Here is a 15,827-nt window from a genome sequence, read left to right on the forward strand (position 1 = left end):
CCCCGGCCCCGCTCGCACCCCTGAGCGCCGTCCAGCGCCTCCCTCCGAAGTACGGATCGCGCTTCGGCTGAGGTCCTGAGGCGGGTCGGGGCAGGGGGTCAGGAGGGCGGGGTGGGGCGGAAGGAGGTGTCGGTGCGGAAGAGGGGCGTGTCGTCGGTCTTGTCCAGGCGCAACCGCCCGCCACGGACGCGGACGAAACGGCCCGGGTAGTTGACGGACTCCAGGCGTACCGAGCCCTCGGTCGTCCCGGGGCGGGCGTGGAAGGTGGCGTCGCGCCGGAAGAGGGCGGTCCCGTCGCCGGCCTCGAAACGGATCAGGAAGTCGCGGTGGCGCAGGTAACGGCCGTCGGGGCCGACGAAGGAGTAGCCCTTGGCATCGTCCAGACCGGGCACGACGCGAAGGGTGACCGGGTCCGCCCCGACCCGGCCCGTGGCCTGGATGTACGCCTCCGGCCGGCTGACCGGCCGGAACGCCCGGGACACCCCCGTGGCGAGCAGCCCGCCCCCGCTCGTCGCCGTGGCGCGGGTGAAGGTCAGGGTGCCGAAGCCGAGGTGGTCGTACTTGGAGCCGCCGTAGTCCCCGCCGCCCCCTTCCGGGGCGACGCGCTTGCTGTACGCCTCGATGTACGGCACCGCCAGCCCCCTGCGCACCCCGTAGTGGTTGAGGAGCAGCGCCCAGACCGGGTCGGCGGCGCCCCGCCCGGCGGCGGAGATCTCGGTCTGCTGCCGCTGGACGCAGGTCGTGCCCTGGCCCCACTTGTACGTCGTGAACGGCACCGATTCGCCCAGGTTGTACTTGGCCACGTACTCGACACCCCTCATGAAGCGGTCGTCCGCGTAGCCGTACAGGTCGATGCCCTGGTTCCAGGCCATCTCGCAGATGACGCCCATCCACCCGACGCCGACGCTGGTGTGGCCCTGGTCGCGGCCGCTCTCCTGCCACTGGCCGAGCCCGCCGGGGTGCAGGAACGGGACCGCGTTCATGATGGAGCCGTTGCCCTTGCCGTGCTTGAAGTACTCGACGGCCTGGTCGACCTTGGCCCGGTCGTCGCAGAGGATGCCGATGGCCAGCACGGAGGCCATGCCGCACAGGTCCCAGTTGGCCCAGTAGTTGGTGACGCAGGCGTCGTTGTGCTGCCTCAGGAACCGGTCGTTCATCGGGTAGAAGACCGTCAGCAGCATCTTCGTGAAGCGCTCGAGGTCGAAGCCGGGGTAGCCGCGCATGATCTCGGCGGCGTTGGCGAGCTGCCAGCCGAGGATCCCGGCCGCCAGGTAGCGGTCGGCGTTGCCGGTCACCGCCTTGAGCGCGGCCGACCAGGCGTTGAGGATGTCGCGGGCGGCGTCGCCGTGCGCCTTCTCCCCGCTGATCTTCCAGCGCAGCGCGTTCTGGTAGGCGGCGGCCACGTCGATGGCGAGCTGGACGTGGTTCGCGCCCGTGCCGCCCCTGACCACCGTCTCAAGGGAGCGGGGCTTCCAGGTGCTCTTGGAGCGCCCGTTGGCCGTCAGCTTGTCCCAGCCGGCCTTCCACGGCTGGGCGCCGGCGTTCACCTGGGCCCGCATCCGGTCGAAGTCGGCCTGCGTGTGCAGCAGGCCGGGATGCTTGAAGGCCGCCGCGGCCGCGGGTGCGGCGGGCAGTACGGCGGCGGCGCCCGCGGTCGCGGCCGCCGTCAGCACGCTCCGGCGGGAGGGCTGCGTGGTCATGGAGATCCTTCCTCAGGGGTCACTCTCGTCACAGGAGACGGCCCCGATGAGTCCGGATAACACAAATCTCAGACCCGGCTCCGCTGTGGGACCCGCTCCGGGTTCGCCGCCCTGGTGGCGTACTGGGGGACGGGGGCGCGGTCGTCGCCGGTGTCGCGGGTCAGGCCGTACCGGACGATGCCCCTGGCCGGGTCGGGTCTGGCCGAGAGGTCGGCCCAGACCTCCTGCCAGGTCCTGGGCGCGACGGTGAGGTCGATGTCCGTGCCGCTCTCGTTGTTGCGGAAGGTGACCCGGCCGTCGAGGTAGTAGAACTCGTTCTGCCACATCTGCTGCTGCCCGCGCGGCAGCCGTACGAAGCCGGTCTCGGGCGAGCCCATCCAGGTCACGCCGGGCGCCTGTTCGTCGTCCATCCGTCGGCCGCCGCCCGAGGCGACGTGGAACAGCTTGCCCTTGAGCCCGGTCCAGGTCGCGGGCAGGAAGGGGCCGACGCGGTTGCGATAGAGGATGCCCCAGCGGACCTGGACGTAGCCGCGGCCGGTGATGGTGACGTAGTCGCCCCGGTGGGTCATCGACGGGGCTCCGCCGTACCGGGAGTAGCCGTGCTTGCCGCCGATGGCGACCGTGCCGCCGGGGCGCCTGGGCAGCGGGGCGGGCGGGCGGTTCCTGGGCGGCGCCTGGTCCACCGCGTCGACCGTCAGTCCGTACGGGTTCCGCGTGGGCCTGGCCGGGCGGCGCGAGGACGTGGGCGTGATCAGCGGCGAGGACGCGGGCGAGGACGACACGACCGCGGGCGTGACCCGCCGGGGCGGGGCGGGGTCGGGCAGGAGGGTCTGGACCACCACCGCTCCCCCGGCGAGCAGCGTGGCGCCGGCCGCGGTGACCGCGATCGGCTTGGTGGCCAGCACCGAGCCCGCCGCCTTGCCCTTGGCCAGCAGGCCGCCCTTGAGCGCGGGCGCGGCGGCCGTACGCGCGATCTCCAGCAGGCCGGCCGCGATGCCGGCGGGAACGGCCACCAGGCCGAGCCCGGCCAGCAGCCGCTCGGCGGGCACCAGGTCGGACAGGTGCTCGCCGCAGACCGGGCAGTCGCGCACGTGCCGCGACAGCCGCTTGCGCCACAGGTCGGACGGGGCGCCGTTCCAGGTCTCCGCCACGTCGGCCAGACCGGGGCAGCGCGGGCTGGCCGACAGGGCGCGCACCACCGTGCGGGCGGTCTCCAGGCGGCGCTTGGTGCGCTGGACGCGTACAGCGGCGTGCTGCTCGTTCGTCCCCAGCGCGGCGGCCAGCTCGGCCCTGGCCAGCTCGCCGGCCACTTCCATCCACCACAGCGCGAGCACCTCGCGGTCGTCGGCGTCGAGCCAGCGGGCGGCCTCCGCGGCCTCCTTGCGCTGCCCGGACAGGCCGAGCCGGGTGACGGTGAGCGCGGCGAAGTCGGAGGCGTGGTCGGCCAGGCCCATCGCCTCGTCGAGGGCGGCCAGCGCGGCGCCCGGGGCCTGCCGCCACTCGCGTACCTGGTTCAGGGCGACGGCGACGAGCCAGGAGCGGAAGCTGCCGGGGTCGCGCAGCCCGGACAGGCCGGTCACGACCCTGGCCATCGTCTCCTGCACGACGTCGTCCACGTCCGGGTGGCCGTTCATGGCGCGGCCCACGATGTTGTACACGAGCGGCAGATGGCTCGTGACCAGCTCGTCGATCGCGCCGCGGTCGCCCGCCCCGGCGGCGAGCACCGTTTCGACGTCGTACGTCGGCCGCGTGTACATCCATCACCTCGATCCGGAGCCTCCGCTGCTCCGATCAGGAGACAGGAGTGTCACCGATCCGGTAACACAAAACGCGCATTGTTCCACTTATCGCCTACTAGGTGTCAATGCTCGCGTCAGGCGACTCCTCCGTTGGCGTAAAGAATCTGGCCGTTCACCCAGCGGGCCGGGCCGGCGAGGAAGGCGAGCACCTCGGCGATGTCGCCGGGGGTGCCGAGGCGTTCGAGCGGCGCCAGGCCCCCCAGCCGGTCGATGACCTCCTGCTCCTTGCCGTCCAGGAACAGCGGGGTGGCGGTGGGCCCGGGGGCGAGGCTCACGGGTCGACCGGATCGTGCTGCAGCGCCTTGGGCCGCTCGGCCTCGTCGCCGTCCCCGGGTGCCGAATCGGCGCCGCGGCCCGCGTACAGGCTGGTGAGCGTGACGGTGAGCAGGACCCCGACGATGACGCCGAGCGAGGCGAGGGTGGGGATCTCGGGCACCCACGCCCAGATGCCGTGCGCCCAGTGCAGGACCAGCTTGACGCCGATGAAGGCCAGGATGACGGCCAGGCCGTGGTTGAGGTGGCGCAGCTTGGCCAGCGCGTCCCGCAGCACGAAGTACAGCGCCCGCAGGCCCAGCAGCGCGAAGGCGTTGGTGGCGAAGACGAGGAAGGGGTCCTCGGTCACCCCGTAGACGGCCGGCACCGAGTCGACGGCGAAGACGATGTCCGTGGCGAACACCGCCACGGTGGCCAGGGCCAGCGGAGTGATCGCCAGGCGGCCGTGCTCGCGCACCACCAGCCGGAACCCGCGGTAGTCGCCGGTGACCGGGACGAACCGGCGCAGCAGCCGGACGCTGCGCATGGAGGAGACGTCGACGTGCTGCTCATCCCCCTTCAACGCCTCCTTGAGCACCTTGCCCGCGGTGACGATCAGAACGGCCCCGAACAGCAGGAACGCCCACGTGCCGCTCTGCAGCGCCGCCGCCCCCAGCGCGATGAAGATCACGCGCAGCACGAGCGCCCCGATGATGCCGTACAGCAGCACCCGCTGGGTCAGCTCGTTCGGTACGGCGAAGGCCGTCAGCAGCAGCATGAAGACGAACAGGTTGTCCACCGACAGCGACTTCTCCACCACGTATCCGGTGAAGAACTCCACCGCCACCCCGCCCCCGAAAGCGCCCCACAGGTACGCGCCGAAACCCAGCGGGAGCACCAGGTAGAACGCGGACCAACCCAGGGCCTCGCGCATGTGAACCTCGTGCGGACGCCGGGTCAGCACGATGTCGATCACCAGCAGCAGGAGCAGGGCGGCCACTGTGGCCACCCACAGGGTGACGGACGCGATGCTGCCCTGATCAGGCGCAGCCAGAAATGTCCCCGCGGACATGAAACCTCCTCGAACGTACTCAGCCGTTCGAGGTCTCCTTCACCCGGGGGTAGCGGGCGGCCGTCCGGGGACGCATGGTACGTCCGTACTGACCGGATCGGCACTTGGGAAGTACTCCCCTCGCAGCCCCCAGAGTAGGACATAACCCGCCAATGCTCTACAGCAGAGCCCCGAACGGGGTTAGGTGATGGGGACGTCTTTGAACTTCCCGAGCCCCAGCAGGTCGAGGTCGGCGCGCTTCGCCACCCACGGCACCTCGCCGAACTCCGCGACGAGCATGAGGGATTTGCCCGGGGCAATGTTGTTGACCGAGGTCCAGCTGGAACAGATGCAGGTGCCGTCCTCGTCGAGGTGGGGGCGGAGCGTCTTGGGCGCGCCGTTGTAGGTCAGGCCGATGCTCGACAGGTCCTCCGAGTCCCGGCCCAGGATCGTGTAAAGGTCCGCGTACGCGCCGTCCTTGGCGTCGTTTCTCACGGTCAGCTCAAGCCTGAGGTATCCGTCCACGCGGTACAGGTTGTCGATCGTGACGCGCACGGGCACCACCTGGCTGTCCAGGTTCCGCACGGACGTGTCCCGCTGCGCGAGCGGGGGCACGCTGCCGTCGTACGCCGCCTGGGAGGTGGTCGGGGAAGGTCCCAGGTCGGCGGCCGTCTCCCAGGGGCGCCAGGCCGCGGCGACGGTGGCCCCCGTCACCAGGAGCGCGGCCGCGACCGCCACCTGCGCCTTCCAGCGGCCGGCGGGGCGGGGATGCGAGGCCGTCCACGAGCTGCTCACCGTGCGGACCCCGGTGTCCACCGACACCGACTCCCGGCCGAGCAGGCGGTCGAGGAGCTGCTGCGCCGTGGGCCGCCGGGCCGGGTCCTTGTCCAGCGCCTGCTCCACCAGGGGCCTGAGCCGCTCGTCCACGCCCCTCAGGTCGGGCACGCGGTGAACCACCCTGAACAGCACCTCCGGCGCGCCGCCCGTGCCGAACGGCGGCCGCCCGGTCGCCGCGTACGCCACGACGCCGCCCCAGGCGAACACGTCGCTCGCGGCCGTGATCCGGCCGTCGGTGGCCTGCTCGGGCGACATGTACGCGGGCGTCCCCACGATCCCGGTGGACCGGCTCGCGTCCGGCTCCACGAGCTGTGCGATGCCGAAGTCGATCACTCGCGGGCCGACCGGGCTGAGCAGGATGTTCTGCGGCTTCAGGTCTCGGTGCACGACCCCGGCCTGGTGGATGGCGGTGAGCGCGGTCGCCACGCCGACGGCCAGGGCCTCCAGGTCGGCCCCGGCCATCGGACCGCTCTTCCTGATGGCCCCGGCCAGGTCGGGGCCGTCCACGTACTCGGTGACGATGTACGCGCTCTCGCCGTCGATGCCCGCGTCCAGCACCGGCGCGGTGCAGAAGCGGGCCACGCTGCGCGCCGCCTCGACCTCTCTGGTGAACCGGCGGCGGAAGCCCGCGTCGCCGGTCGGCCCTTCACGTAACTTCTTGAGCGCTACGAGCCGGGACCCCGCGTCCCGGGCCAGGTAGACCACCCCCATGCCACCCTGACCCAGGGGGCGAATGATGGTGTATGGGCCTATTCGCTGGGGTTCGGGGCTCACGCGAGGATTGTGACTGCGGATGCATGACGTTTGATAGCAGATCGCTTGAAAGCCGCGGGGACCACGTAGCGTCCATGATTCGAGACGCGCCGTGAACTTCCCTCTTGCCATGACCGGCGCTTTACGTGATGCTTTCAGATCTCTTGAGTGAATCGGCCGAAAGCTCCCAGAGGGGCGGAGGCAACCAGAGAGGTAGTTCATCCCCGTGACCCACGGCCCGTGGCCCCTGCAGCCCGCAGAATCACTGACGTCGATGTCCATAGAACCGCTGCTGACCAGGGACTACGATGCGGACCCCGCCTTCGTCCACGAGCGGCTGCGCAAGAGGTACGGCTCGGTGGCCCCGGTCGACGTCCTCGGAGTTCCGGTCTGGTTCGTCCTCGGCTACGAGGAGGTGCTCCGCGTCCTGCAGAACTCGGGCGGCATCTGGACCAAGAGCGTGGACAGGTGGCGGGCGAACGTCGAGGGCCGGATTCCCGCGGACTGGCCGCTGCTGCCGGTGTTCCAGGTCAACAACTCGTCGTTCTCCGAGGGGGCCGCGCAGCGCAGGCTGCGCGACGCGTGGACCCACGCGCTGGCGCCGTTCCAGGACCACGCCAGTCCGCAGGCCCAGCTGCTGGAGCAGGCCGTCGTGCAGTACGCCGACGACCTCATCGCCCTGCTGGCGGAGGGCGGCTCCACGGGGTGGGCCGACCTGGCCGCCCAGTACGCGCGGCCGCTCCCGCTGATGGTCGCCAACCGCATGCTCGGCTTCACCGAGGCGCGCGGCGAAGAGGTCGTGATGGACATCTGGCGGATGATCGACGCCGGGCCCGACGCCGGCGCGGCGTTCGAGCGGCTGTACGCGGCCATGACGGAGCTCGCGGCGGCCAAGCGGGACCGGCCCGGCGAGGACCTGCCCTCCTACATGATCGCGGCGAGCCCGGACCTCACGCTGGACGAGCTGGCCCGCGAGCTGTTCATGCTGCCCGGCCTGCTCGACTTCACCGCCAGCCTGGTCTGCAACGTCGTCGTCGAGGTCGTCTCCAACCGGGACGTGCGGGCGAGCCTGTCGGTGGGCGCGATCGACGAGACGGTCAACCGGGTCGCACTGCTCAAGCCGCCGATGGCCAACCTGACCTTCCGCTTCCCGAAGACCGACGTGAAGATGGGGAACTACACGATCGCCGCCGGCGACGCGGTGATGCTCTCCGTCGCGGGCGCCCACGCCGATCCGCGCTTCGCCGGGGCGCTCGACCACGAGGCCATCCGCAGCACCCGCGCGCATCTGGCGTGGGGCGCCGGGCCGCACAGCTGCCTGGGGCACCGGCTGGCGACCCAGATCACGACGATCGCCGTGCGCCGGCTCTTCAGCCGGCTGAGCAAGATCAAGCTCGCGCTCCCGGCCGACCAGCTGCCCTGGCGCTCCTCCCCCTTCATGCGCGCGCTGCGGTCCCTGCCCGTCCAGTTCGAGCTCGCGGACGGCTACGTACCCGTGACCGAGCGCCCCATCGGCGGCCCCGACGCGGCCGCCGCGCAGCCGTCCGCGGCGGGCGAGGTCCAGGCCGGGGCGGTGTCGGCGAGGACCGGCGGGCTGTGGAACTTCCTGCGCGGGCTGCGCGTCAAGAGGTAGGCGGCCGTCAGGCCGGGTCCTTGATCTCGCAGATCACGGTCCCGGCCGCCACCGTGGCCCCGACCTGGGCGGACATGCCGACGATGGTCCCGGCCTTGTGGGCGGTGAGCGGCTGCTCCATCTTCATGGCCTCCAGCACGACGATCGTGGCCCCGGCGGCCACGTCGTCGCCGTCGGCGGCCAGCACCTTGACGATGGTGCCCTGCATCGGGCTGACCAGGGCGTTCCCGCTGACGGCGGCCTTGGCCGCGCCTCTCTTCTCGCGCCGGGGGGCGGCCTTGGCGGCACGCGGCTGCGCGGTGCCGGCGGGGAGGACGACCTCCAGCCGCTTGCCCGCCACCTCGACGGTGATCCGCTCGCGCTCGCCCTGCTCCGGGGCCTCGGCGGGCACGCCGTCGTAGGGTGCGATCCGGTTGTCGAACTCGGTCTCGATCCACCGGGTGTGCACGGTGAAGGGCTCTGCGGTGAACGCCTCCTCCGCCACGACGGCCCGGTGGAACGGCAGCACCGTCGGCATGCCGTCGATCCCGAACTCGGCCAGCGCCCGCCGGGCGCGCTGCAGGGCCTGCTCGCGGGTGGCTCCGGTGACGACGAGCTTGGCGATCAGCGAGTCGAAGGAGCCGGGCACGGTCTCGCCCTGCTCGTACCCGGAGTCGAGGCGGACGCCGGGGCCGGAGGGGGCGCGCCAGCCGGTGATCGTGCCGGGGGCGGGCAGGAAGCCGCGCCCCGCGTCCTCGGCGTTGATCCGGAACTCGATCGAGTGGCCGCGCGGCTCGGGATCGCCGTAGCCGAGCTCCTCCCCCGCCGCGACGCGGAACATCTCGCGCACCAGGTCGATGCCGGTGACCTCCTCAGTGACCGGGTGCTCCACCTGCAGGCGGGTGTTGACCTCCAGGAAGGAGATCGCGCCGTCCTGGCCGACGAGGAACTCACACGTCCCGGCGCCGGCGTAGCCGGCCTCGCGCAGGATGGCCTTCGACGACTCGCGCAGCAGGGCCTCCTGCTCGGCGGTCAGGAAGGGGGCCGGGGCCTCCTCGACCAGCTTCTGGTGGCGGCGCTGCAGCGAGCAGTCGCGGGTGGAGACCACGACCACGTTGCCGTGGGTGTCGGCCAGGCACTGGGTCTCGACGTGGCGGGGCCGGTCCAGGTAGCGCTCCACGAAGCACTCGCCCCGCCCGAAGGCGGTCACGGCCTCGCGCACGGCGCTGTCGTACAGGTCGGGGATCTCCTCGGCGGTGCGGGCCACCTTGAGCCCCCGCCCGCCGCCGCCGAACGCGGCCTTGATCGCGATCGGCAGGCCGTGCTGCTCGGCGAAGCGCAGGACCTCGTCCACGCCGGACACGGGGTCGGGGGTTCCGGCCACCAGGGGCGCGCCGACCTTCTGGGCGATGTGCCGGGCCTGCACCTTGTCGCCGAGCGCGGTGATCGCCGCGGGCGGCGGCCCGACCCACACCAGGCCGGCGTCGATGACCGCCTGGGCGAAGGCGGCGTTCTCGGCCAGGAACCCGTACCCGGGGTGCACCGCGTCCGCGCCCGCCCGCGCGGCCACCTCGATGATCTTCTCGATCGACAGGTACGTCTCCCCGGGCGTGGCGCCGCCCAGCGCGTACGCCTCGTCGGCCATCCGGACGAAGAGCGCGTCGCGGTCCTGGTCGGCGTAGACCGCCACGCAGGCGATGCCGGCGTCGCGACAGGCCCGGACGATCCGGACGGCGATCTCGCCGCGGTTGGCGACGAGCACCTTACGCAGGCTCACGGGTATCCTCCAAGATTCCATCGCGACTCCCGCCATCCGCGGGGGCCGGTCACCAAGGGGCGGCGCAGCACGCGGCGACGGGGAGGCCGCGGTGGCTCGGGAACGTCGTCGTGCGCGACGGCACGCAGCGCCACGACGAGCGCGGCCAGCTCTTCCGGCGACGGGTCGCCCTTCATCACGTTCACAGCGGGATGTTCCCGTGCTTCTTGGGCGGCAGGGCGTCACGCTTGCCCCGCAGCAGCCGCAGCGCGCGGGTGACCTCGCGCCTGGTCTCGCTCGGCGCGATCACCGCGTCCACGTAGCCGCGCTCGGCCGCCAGGTAAGGGGTGGCGAGGGTGTCCTCGTACTCCCGCACCAGCTCGGCCCGCAGCGCGTCCGGATCGTCGGCGGCGGCCAGGCGCTTGCGGTGCAGGAGATTGACCGCGCCCTGGGCGCCCATCACCGCGATCTGCGCGGTGAACCAGGCCAGGTTCACATCCGCGCCCAGGTGCTTGGAGCCCATCACGTCGTACGCCCCGCCGTACGCCTTGCGGGTGATCACCGTCACCAGCGGCACCGTGGCCTCGCCGTAGGCGTACAGGAGCTTGGCGCCACGGCGGATGATGCCGTTCCACTCCTGCTCGGTGCCGGGCAGGAAACCGGGCACGTCCACGAGCGTGAGCACCGGGATGCTGAACGCGTCGCAGGTGCGCACGAACCGGGCGGCCTTCTCCGAGGCGTCGATGTCCAGCGTGCCCGCCAGCCGCATCGGCTGGTTGGCCACCACGCCCACCGACCGGCCCTCCACCCGCCCGAAGCCGACCACGATGTTGGGCGCGAACAGCGGCTGCACCTCCAGGAACTCGCCGTCGTCCAGCAGCGCCGCGATGACCTCGTGCATGTCGTACGGCTGGTTCGGCGAATCCGGCACCAGCGCGTCCAGCGCCAGGTCGTCGCCGCTCAGCTCCAGATCGGCCTCGAACGCGGCCTGCGGCGGCTCGTCCAGGTTGTTCTGCGGCAGGTACGACAGCAGCGCCCGGGCGTGGTCGAGTGCGTCCTGCTCGTCCTGGGCCAGGTAGTGGGCGATGCCGCTGCGGCTGTTGTGCACCCGGCCGCCGCCCAACTCCTCGAAGGTGACCTCCTCGCCGGTCACGGTCTTGATGACGTCCGGGCCGGTCACGAACATGTGCGACGACTCATCCACCATGATCGTGAAATCCGTGAGAGCCGGCGAGTAGACGTGCCCGCCCGCGCACGCGCCCATGATCAGGGAGATCTGCGGGATCACGCCGGAGGCCCGGATGTTGCGGCGGAAGATCTCGCCGTACAGGCCGAGCGAGACCACGCCCTCCTGGATGCGCGCCCCGGCGCCCTCGTTGATGCCGATGATCGGCACGCCGTTCTTCACGGCCAGGTCCATGACCTTGCAGATCTTCTGCCCGTACACCTCGCCCAGGCTGCCGCCGGCCACCGTGAAGTCCTGCGAGAACACGCACACCTGGCGGCCCTCGACCGTCCCGTAGCCGGTCACCACGCCGTCGCCGTACCCGAGCCCGCCGCGGGCCAGCGCGTCCAGCTCCACGAACGAGCCCGCGTCCAGCAGGTGCTCGATCCGCTCCCTGGCGGTCAGCCTGCCCTTCGCGTGCTGCTTGGCCGCCGCGCGGGCCTCACCCACGTGAACTGCCTCATCCAAGCGCTCCTTGAGGCGGGCCAGGCTGCCCGCGGTGCCCTGCGCCGACATTCACCACCACCGAATAGGACCCAGTTTCATATTGACGATACTCAGTTTCGCAGCCTTGGATACCCCTAACTTTGGAGACAATGGCCACATGCCGAAACCGCCCATCAGCCAGCGCCTCGCCGAAGCCGCCGTGGCGCTGTTCGACGAGCACGGCTACGACCAGACCACCGTCGACGACATCGCCGCACGAGCAGGCGTGAGCCGCAGCACGTTCTTCCGCTACCACCGCTCCAAAGAAGACGCGATCTTCCCCGACCACGACACCCTGCTCGAACGCATCGCCGCCAGGCTGCGGGCCTCCACCGCCGACACCGCGATCGTCGCCATCACCGACGCCGTACGCATCGTGCTCGCCCACTACGTCGACGACGCCGAGGTGTCGCTGCGCCGCTACCGCCTGGTCCGCCGGGTGCCGGCGCTGCGCGACAGGGAGATCGCCAGCGTGGCCCGCTACCAGCGGCTGTTCCGCGAGTTCGTCGGCGACTGGCTCGGCGACTCCCCCGACGCCCGCCTGCGCGCCGAGCTCATGGCCGCCTCCGTCGTGGCCGCGCACAACCAGGTCCTGCGGGGCTGGCTGCGTGCGGGCGGCACCTACGACCCCTCCGGCCCCCTCGACCACGCGCTCCGATACGTGATCGCCACCTTCCGGCACCTGGAACAGCCGCAGGAGAAGGGCGAGGAGATCGTCGTCGCCACCTTCAGCCGCGCGGCCTCACCCCAGGACGTCATGGCCGCCATCCGGCAGCATCTGGAGTCCTCCACATGACGGTGGAGGACACAACCCCTTATTGACCCCCCTTTTTTATTTCTGTCGGGGGGCTCAGCGGGCGAGGCCCGCGTCGCGGGCGCGGATGATGGCCTCGGTGCGGTCGGCGACGTGCAGCTTGGCGAAGATGTTGGACACGTTGTTGCGCACGGTCTTGGGCGACAGGAACAGCTCCGAGGCGATCTGCGGGTTCGACCGGCCGGCCGCGATCAGCGTCAGGATCTCCCGCTCGCGCGGCGTGAGCTGCGGGAACGCGGTGTCCTCGGTGGGCGGAGCGGTGAAGAACTCCGTCACCCGCCGGGCGATCGACGGCCCGAAGATGGCCTCGCCGTGGGCGACCGCCTGGATGGCGCGGACGATCTCCCCCTGGTTCGCACCCTTGAGCAGGTAGCCGCGCGCCCCGGCGCGCATCGCCGCGAACAGGGTGGCGTCCTCCTCCGACATGGTCAGCATGACCACCCCGATGTGCGGGCTGTCGGCGACGACCCGGCGGGTCGCCTCGATGCCGTCCAGCTCCGGCATGCTGACGTCCATGACCACGATGTCCGGCTGCAGGTCGGCGGCCAGTGCGACGGCCTGCCTGCCGTTCGCGGCGGTGCCCACGACGTCGATGCCGGGCAGGGAGGCCAGCAGCGCGGCCAGCCCGTCGCGGTAGACCGGATGGTCGTCGGCGAGCAGCACGCGGATCGGCTCATCGGACACCGGCCACCTCCGTGGTCTGTTCGAGGGGGAGTCTCGCGCGGACGAGCGTCCCGCCGCCGGGCGGGCAGGTGACCTGGCAGTCGCCGCCGAGCTCGGCCGCCCGCTCGCGCAGGGACAACATGCCGACCCCGGCCTCGACGTCCTGGCCGATGCCGCGGCCGTCGTCGCGTACCGTGATCTCCAGCGTCCGCCCTCGCACACCGAGCATGATCTCGCAGTGCGCCGCCGCGGCGTGCCGCACCACGTTGGCCAGCGCCTCCGACACGATCCGGTACGCGGCCACCTCCACCGCGGCGGGCAGCGAGCCGAGCGCCTCGTCTCCGGAGACGGCGATCTGCAGACCGCCGGAGCGCATCCGGTCGGCCTGCTGCTCCACGGCCCGGAGCACGCCGAGCTCGTCGAGGGCCGGCGGGCGCAGGTCGTGCACCAGGCGGCGCACGTCGGCCAGCACGACGGAGACCTCGGCCGCGGTCTGCTCCAGGATGCGGTCGGACTCGGCGGGCGCGGTGGCGGCCAGGTTGCGGGCGGTCTCGATGCGCAGCGCGACGGCGCCCAGGCTGGGACCGAGGCCGTCGTGCAGGTCGCGCCGGAGCCGGCGGCGCTCCTCCTCGCGGGCGGTCACCAGCCGGGCGCGGATGCGCTGCAGGTCGGCGCTGAGCTCGCTGGCCCGCGCCGCCTGCGCGGCCTGGCGCACGAGGTCGCCGAGCAGCCGCTGGTCGCGCTCGGTCAGGTCGGCCCGGCACAGGACCAGCCGGCCCACGGCCTCGTCGCGGTAGGCGACCGGCAGCGACAGCTGCGGCCCCTGCGGGGTGCCGTGCTCCACCACGGTACGCACGCCGCCCGGCCGCTCGATCTCCACCCGTACGTACGGCAGCCGGAACGCCTCGGACACGGTGTGGGCCAGCGCGGCGAGCTGCGCCTCGGGCTCGGTGGTGACCTCGAGCCGTTCGGCGAGCGTCGAGACCGTCGCGTACGGGTCGTCGCGCGCCCCGCGCACCAGCCGCCGCGCCACCCGCCACAACCACGTCCGCAGCGGCGCGTAGGCCACCGCGACGATCGCGATCGCGGCCAGCGCGGAGTCGCGCTCGCCCAGCACGCTGCCCGCGACGGTGAACACGGCCACGTCGATCGCGACCACCACGACCGCGAGCATCCCGTACATGAAGGTCGCCGGCAGCAGCCGGTCGATGTCGTACAGGCGGTATTCGGTCACCGCGATCAGCACGGCGGCGGAGGTGAGCGCGATCCCGACGCACATGAGCACCGACGACAGTTGCTCCAGGGGCACCAGGAGCACGAACATGTCGGCCAGCGCGGCCCAGGTCAGCCAGCGGATCTGGGCGCGCCGCTCCGCGTCCGCCCGCCGGTAGCGGCGCACCATGACCACGAAGGGGATGATCAGGCTCACCGCCGCCCCCACCCTGGCGAGGGCGAGCAGGGCCGCCCACACCTCGTAGGGCAGCTCCAGGCTGACGGCGTCGAGGCCGAGCCGCAGGACCTCCGGGGGCAGCGGGGCGCCCTCGAACCGGGTCATCGCGGACACGGGCACGAAGATCCACACCAGCGGCAGGTACGCGGCCAGCCCCAGGCCGGCGATCGACAACGGCCGCCAGCCCTTGGCCGCGGGCAGCCTCCCGTCGGGGAAGAGCAGGATCAGCAGCGGCAGCCCGACCAGCAGCGCCGCGCCGAACCGGGCGTAGAACCAGTACGCCGCCGCGGCCCCGAAGGCCCCGGGCGAGGTGTAGATCGCGTACACCGACCAGGCGCCGGAGAAGCCGTTCAGCGCCCAGTGCACGCCCGACAGGGTCAGCACCCAGGCGACGGGATGCCGGGGCAGCCGCCGCAGCAGCAGCGCGCCGGGCACCGCCTGGGCCAGGCCCGACACCGCGGCCGGCCAGCTCACGGCTTCGAGGCCCGCGTTCGGCGGCAGCGGGCCCCCGGAGTTGCGGACGTCCAGCAGCACAGTCCCGGCGGTGAGCACGACCGCGAGCGCCGCCGGGACCGCGGACAGGCGGCTGGCTTTCGTCACCCGAGCATTGTCGCCGGATTTGTGTCCCGTTGTCCCGGGACAACCTGTCCCGGGACGCGCCGGGGCGTCTCGGGACCGGATCAGGGACCGGCGGCTCTGCCGGCCCGGGACAGCGGGCGGACATCGTTGGGCCATCACCACGAACCGGAAGGAACTTCATGGACGCCCACATCACCAACGAACCCGCCCGTGCCCGCACGGACACCCAGGTTCGCGACGCCTCCCAAGGCACCGGCGCCGCGCCGCCGGTGAGCGAGAGCGCCGTCCGCCGCGCCGGAGCCGGTCTCGCGATCGGCTCGCTGACCTGGGCGGTGGCCATCTTCATCCACGGCACGCAGGGCGTCGGCGTGGGCGAGCGGATCATCGACCTGACCGGGCTGGCGTTCCAGCTCGGCGTCTTCTGCCTGCTCTGGACCCAGATGAGGACGCGGGCGATCGGCACCTCGCGAGCCGCGGCGGTGGCGCTCAAGCTCGAGGCCGCGGTGCTCGGCCTGGCCAGTGTCTGGTCGCTGCTGCACGGGGTCCTGCCTGACGGCGTCAAGGACGCGACCTGGCTGGCCTTCCTCGACATCTGCTGGCCGCTGTCGATGCTGGGCATGGCCGCGATCAGCGTCAAGCTGGCCGCCGCCGCGCGGTGGCGCGGCGCGCTGCGCTGGTGGCCGCTCGTCGCGGAGAGCTGGGCGGTCGTGACCGTCCCCTGCTACCTGCTGGTCGGCGAGCAGCTGGCCCGCTGGGTCGGCGGCAGCCACCTGGTCATCGGGTACGCCGCGCTCGGGCTGCTGATGGCCCTGCGACCCGCCGCCGTCATCTCCAGATCCGCCTGAGCGAA

General features: G+C 72.1%; 12 protein-coding genes and 1 pseudogene. 3 read left to right on the plus strand and 10 right to left on the minus strand.

The window, feature by feature from the left end:
* Positions 1 to 98 precede the first annotated feature (98 nt).
* The 5 genes and pseudogenes from ABZS69_RS11840 to ABZS69_RS11860 all read right to left on the minus strand — a co-directional run bounded on the left by ABZS69_RS11840 (position 99) and on the right by ABZS69_RS11860 (position 6,674).
* Positions 99 to 1,700 (minus strand): AbfB domain-containing protein, encoded by a 1,602-nt coding sequence (locus ABZS69_RS11840; protein ID WP_355369934.1) that lies wholly within the window; start codon positions 1,698 to 1,700, stop codon positions 99 to 101.
* A gap of 68 nt (positions 1,701 to 1,768) precedes the next feature.
* Positions 1,769 to 3,457 (minus strand): sigma-70 family RNA polymerase sigma factor, encoded by a 1,689-nt coding sequence (locus ABZS69_RS11845; RefSeq protein ID WP_355369936.1) that lies wholly within the window; start codon positions 3,455 to 3,457, stop codon positions 1,769 to 1,771.
* A gap of 116 nt (positions 3,458 to 3,573) precedes the next feature.
* A pseudogene (locus tag ABZS69_RS11850) lies at positions 3,574 to 3,771 on the minus strand (SDR family oxidoreductase); the annotation flags it as partial.
* Positions 3,771 to 4,823 (minus strand): TerC/Alx family metal homeostasis membrane protein, encoded by a 1,053-nt coding sequence (locus tag ABZS69_RS11855; protein WP_355369938.1) that lies wholly within the window; start codon positions 4,821 to 4,823, stop codon positions 3,771 to 3,773. The pseudogene ABZS69_RS11850 and the gene ABZS69_RS11855, both read right to left, overlap by 1 nt.
* 180 nt (positions 4,824 to 5,003) lie before the next feature.
* The gene (locus ABZS69_RS11860; RefSeq protein ID WP_355369940.1) at positions 5,004 to 6,674 is read right to left on the minus strand and encodes a serine/threonine-protein kinase; all 1,671 of its coding nucleotides are present in this window, start codon (positions 6,672 to 6,674) and stop codon (positions 5,004 to 5,006) included.
* Here ABZS69_RS11860 and ABZS69_RS11865 point away from each other — a divergent pair.
* Positions 6,667 to 8,025, plus strand: coding sequence for a cytochrome P450 (locus ABZS69_RS11865; protein ID WP_355369942.1), 1,359 nt, complete (start codon positions 6,667 to 6,669; stop codon positions 8,023 to 8,025). The two genes, ABZS69_RS11860 and ABZS69_RS11865, sit on opposite strands and share 8 nt — an antisense overlap.
* Before the next feature lie 7 nt (positions 8,026 to 8,032).
* Here the strand turns inward: ABZS69_RS11865 and ABZS69_RS11870 are convergent, their stop codons facing one another.
* Genes ABZS69_RS11870 through ABZS69_RS11880 form a run of 3 tightly spaced genes read right to left on the minus strand, consistent with a single transcriptional unit; the run spans position 8,033 to position 11,501 of the window.
* Positions 8,033 to 9,775, minus strand: coding sequence for a biotin carboxylase N-terminal domain-containing protein (locus ABZS69_RS11870; RefSeq protein ID WP_355370648.1), 1,743 nt, complete (start codon positions 9,773 to 9,775; stop codon positions 8,033 to 8,035).
* Between the two features lie 2 nt (positions 9,776 to 9,777).
* Positions 9,778 to 9,957, minus strand: a complete 180-nt coding sequence (locus tag ABZS69_RS11875; RefSeq protein WP_355370651.1) for an acyl-CoA carboxylase epsilon subunit — start codon at positions 9,955 to 9,957, stop codon at positions 9,778 to 9,780.
* Between the two features lie 5 nt (positions 9,958 to 9,962).
* On the minus strand, positions 9,963 to 11,501 hold the full coding sequence (locus ABZS69_RS11880) for an acyl-CoA carboxylase subunit beta (protein WP_355369945.1): 1,539 nt from the start codon (positions 11,499 to 11,501) through the stop codon (positions 9,963 to 9,965).
* An 88-nt stretch (positions 11,502 to 11,589) separates the two neighbouring features.
* On the opposite strand from ABZS69_RS11880, the gene ABZS69_RS11885 reads away from it, so the two are divergent.
* Positions 11,590 to 12,267 carry a helix-turn-helix domain-containing protein gene (locus tag ABZS69_RS11885; protein WP_355369947.1) on the plus strand — a complete coding sequence of 226 codons (678 nt, stop codon included), beginning with the start codon at positions 11,590 to 11,592 and terminating at the stop codon, positions 12,265 to 12,267.
* Between the two features lie 54 nt (positions 12,268 to 12,321).
* On the opposite strand, the gene ABZS69_RS11890 is transcribed toward ABZS69_RS11885, so the two are convergent.
* Both ABZS69_RS11890 and ABZS69_RS11895 read right to left on the minus strand, forming a co-directional pair.
* Positions 12,322 to 12,969 carry a response regulator transcription factor gene (locus ABZS69_RS11890; RefSeq protein ID WP_355369949.1) on the minus strand — a complete coding sequence of 216 codons (648 nt, stop codon included), beginning with the start codon at positions 12,967 to 12,969 and terminating at the stop codon, positions 12,322 to 12,324.
* Positions 12,959 to 14,998 carry a sensor histidine kinase gene (locus ABZS69_RS11895; RefSeq protein ID WP_355369951.1) on the minus strand — a complete coding sequence of 680 codons (2,040 nt, stop codon included), beginning with the start codon at positions 14,996 to 14,998 and terminating at the stop codon, positions 12,959 to 12,961. Before ABZS69_RS11895 ends, ABZS69_RS11890 begins: the two co-directional genes overlap by 11 nt.
* A 158-nt stretch (positions 14,999 to 15,156) precedes the next feature.
* Between ABZS69_RS11895 and ABZS69_RS11900 the strand changes: the two genes are divergently transcribed.
* Complete coding sequence (locus tag ABZS69_RS11900) at positions 15,157 to 15,822, plus strand: hypothetical protein (protein ID WP_355369953.1); 666 nt, start codon at positions 15,157 to 15,159, stop codon at positions 15,820 to 15,822.
* The last annotated feature ends 5 nt before the right edge of the window (positions 15,823 to 15,827 follow it).

It is taken from the genome of Nonomuraea sp. NPDC005650 (assembly GCF_040605375.1).
Lineage (GTDB): Bacteria > Actinomycetota > Actinomycetes > Streptosporangiales > Streptosporangiaceae > Nonomuraea.

What these genes read in the sequence shown, in the direction of transcription:
- ABZS69_RS11840 (WP_355369934.1), bottom strand. Translation starts at nt 1,700, where the DNA reads ATGACCACGCAGCCCTCCCGCCGGAGCGTGCTGACGGCGGCCGCGACC.
- ABZS69_RS11845 (WP_355369936.1), bottom strand. Translation starts at nt 3,457, where the DNA reads ATGTACACGCGGCCGACGTACGACGTCGAAACGGTGCTCGCCGCCGGG.
- ABZS69_RS11855 (WP_355369938.1), bottom strand. Translation starts at nt 4,823, where the DNA reads ATGTCCGCGGGGACATTTCTGGCTGCGCCTGATCAGGGCAGCATCGCG.
- ABZS69_RS11865 (WP_355369942.1), top strand. Translation starts at nt 6,667, where the DNA reads ATGTCCATAGAACCGCTGCTGACCAGGGACTACGATGCGGACCCCGCC.
- ABZS69_RS11860 (WP_355369940.1), bottom strand. Translation starts at nt 6,674, where the DNA reads ATGGACATCGACGTCAGTGATTCTGCGGGCTGCAGGGGCCACGGGCCG.
- ABZS69_RS11875 (WP_355370651.1), bottom strand. Translation starts at nt 9,957, where the DNA reads ATGAAGGGCGACCCGTCGCCGGAAGAGCTGGCCGCGCTCGTCGTGGCG.
- ABZS69_RS11880 (WP_355369945.1), bottom strand. Translation starts at nt 11,501, where the DNA reads ATGTCGGCGCAGGGCACCGCGGGCAGCCTGGCCCGCCTCAAGGAGCGC.
- ABZS69_RS11885 (WP_355369947.1), top strand. Translation starts at nt 11,590, where the DNA reads ATGCCGAAACCGCCCATCAGCCAGCGCCTCGCCGAAGCCGCCGTGGCG.
- ABZS69_RS11900 (WP_355369953.1), top strand. Translation starts at nt 15,157, where the DNA reads ATGGACGCCCACATCACCAACGAACCCGCCCGTGCCCGCACGGACACC.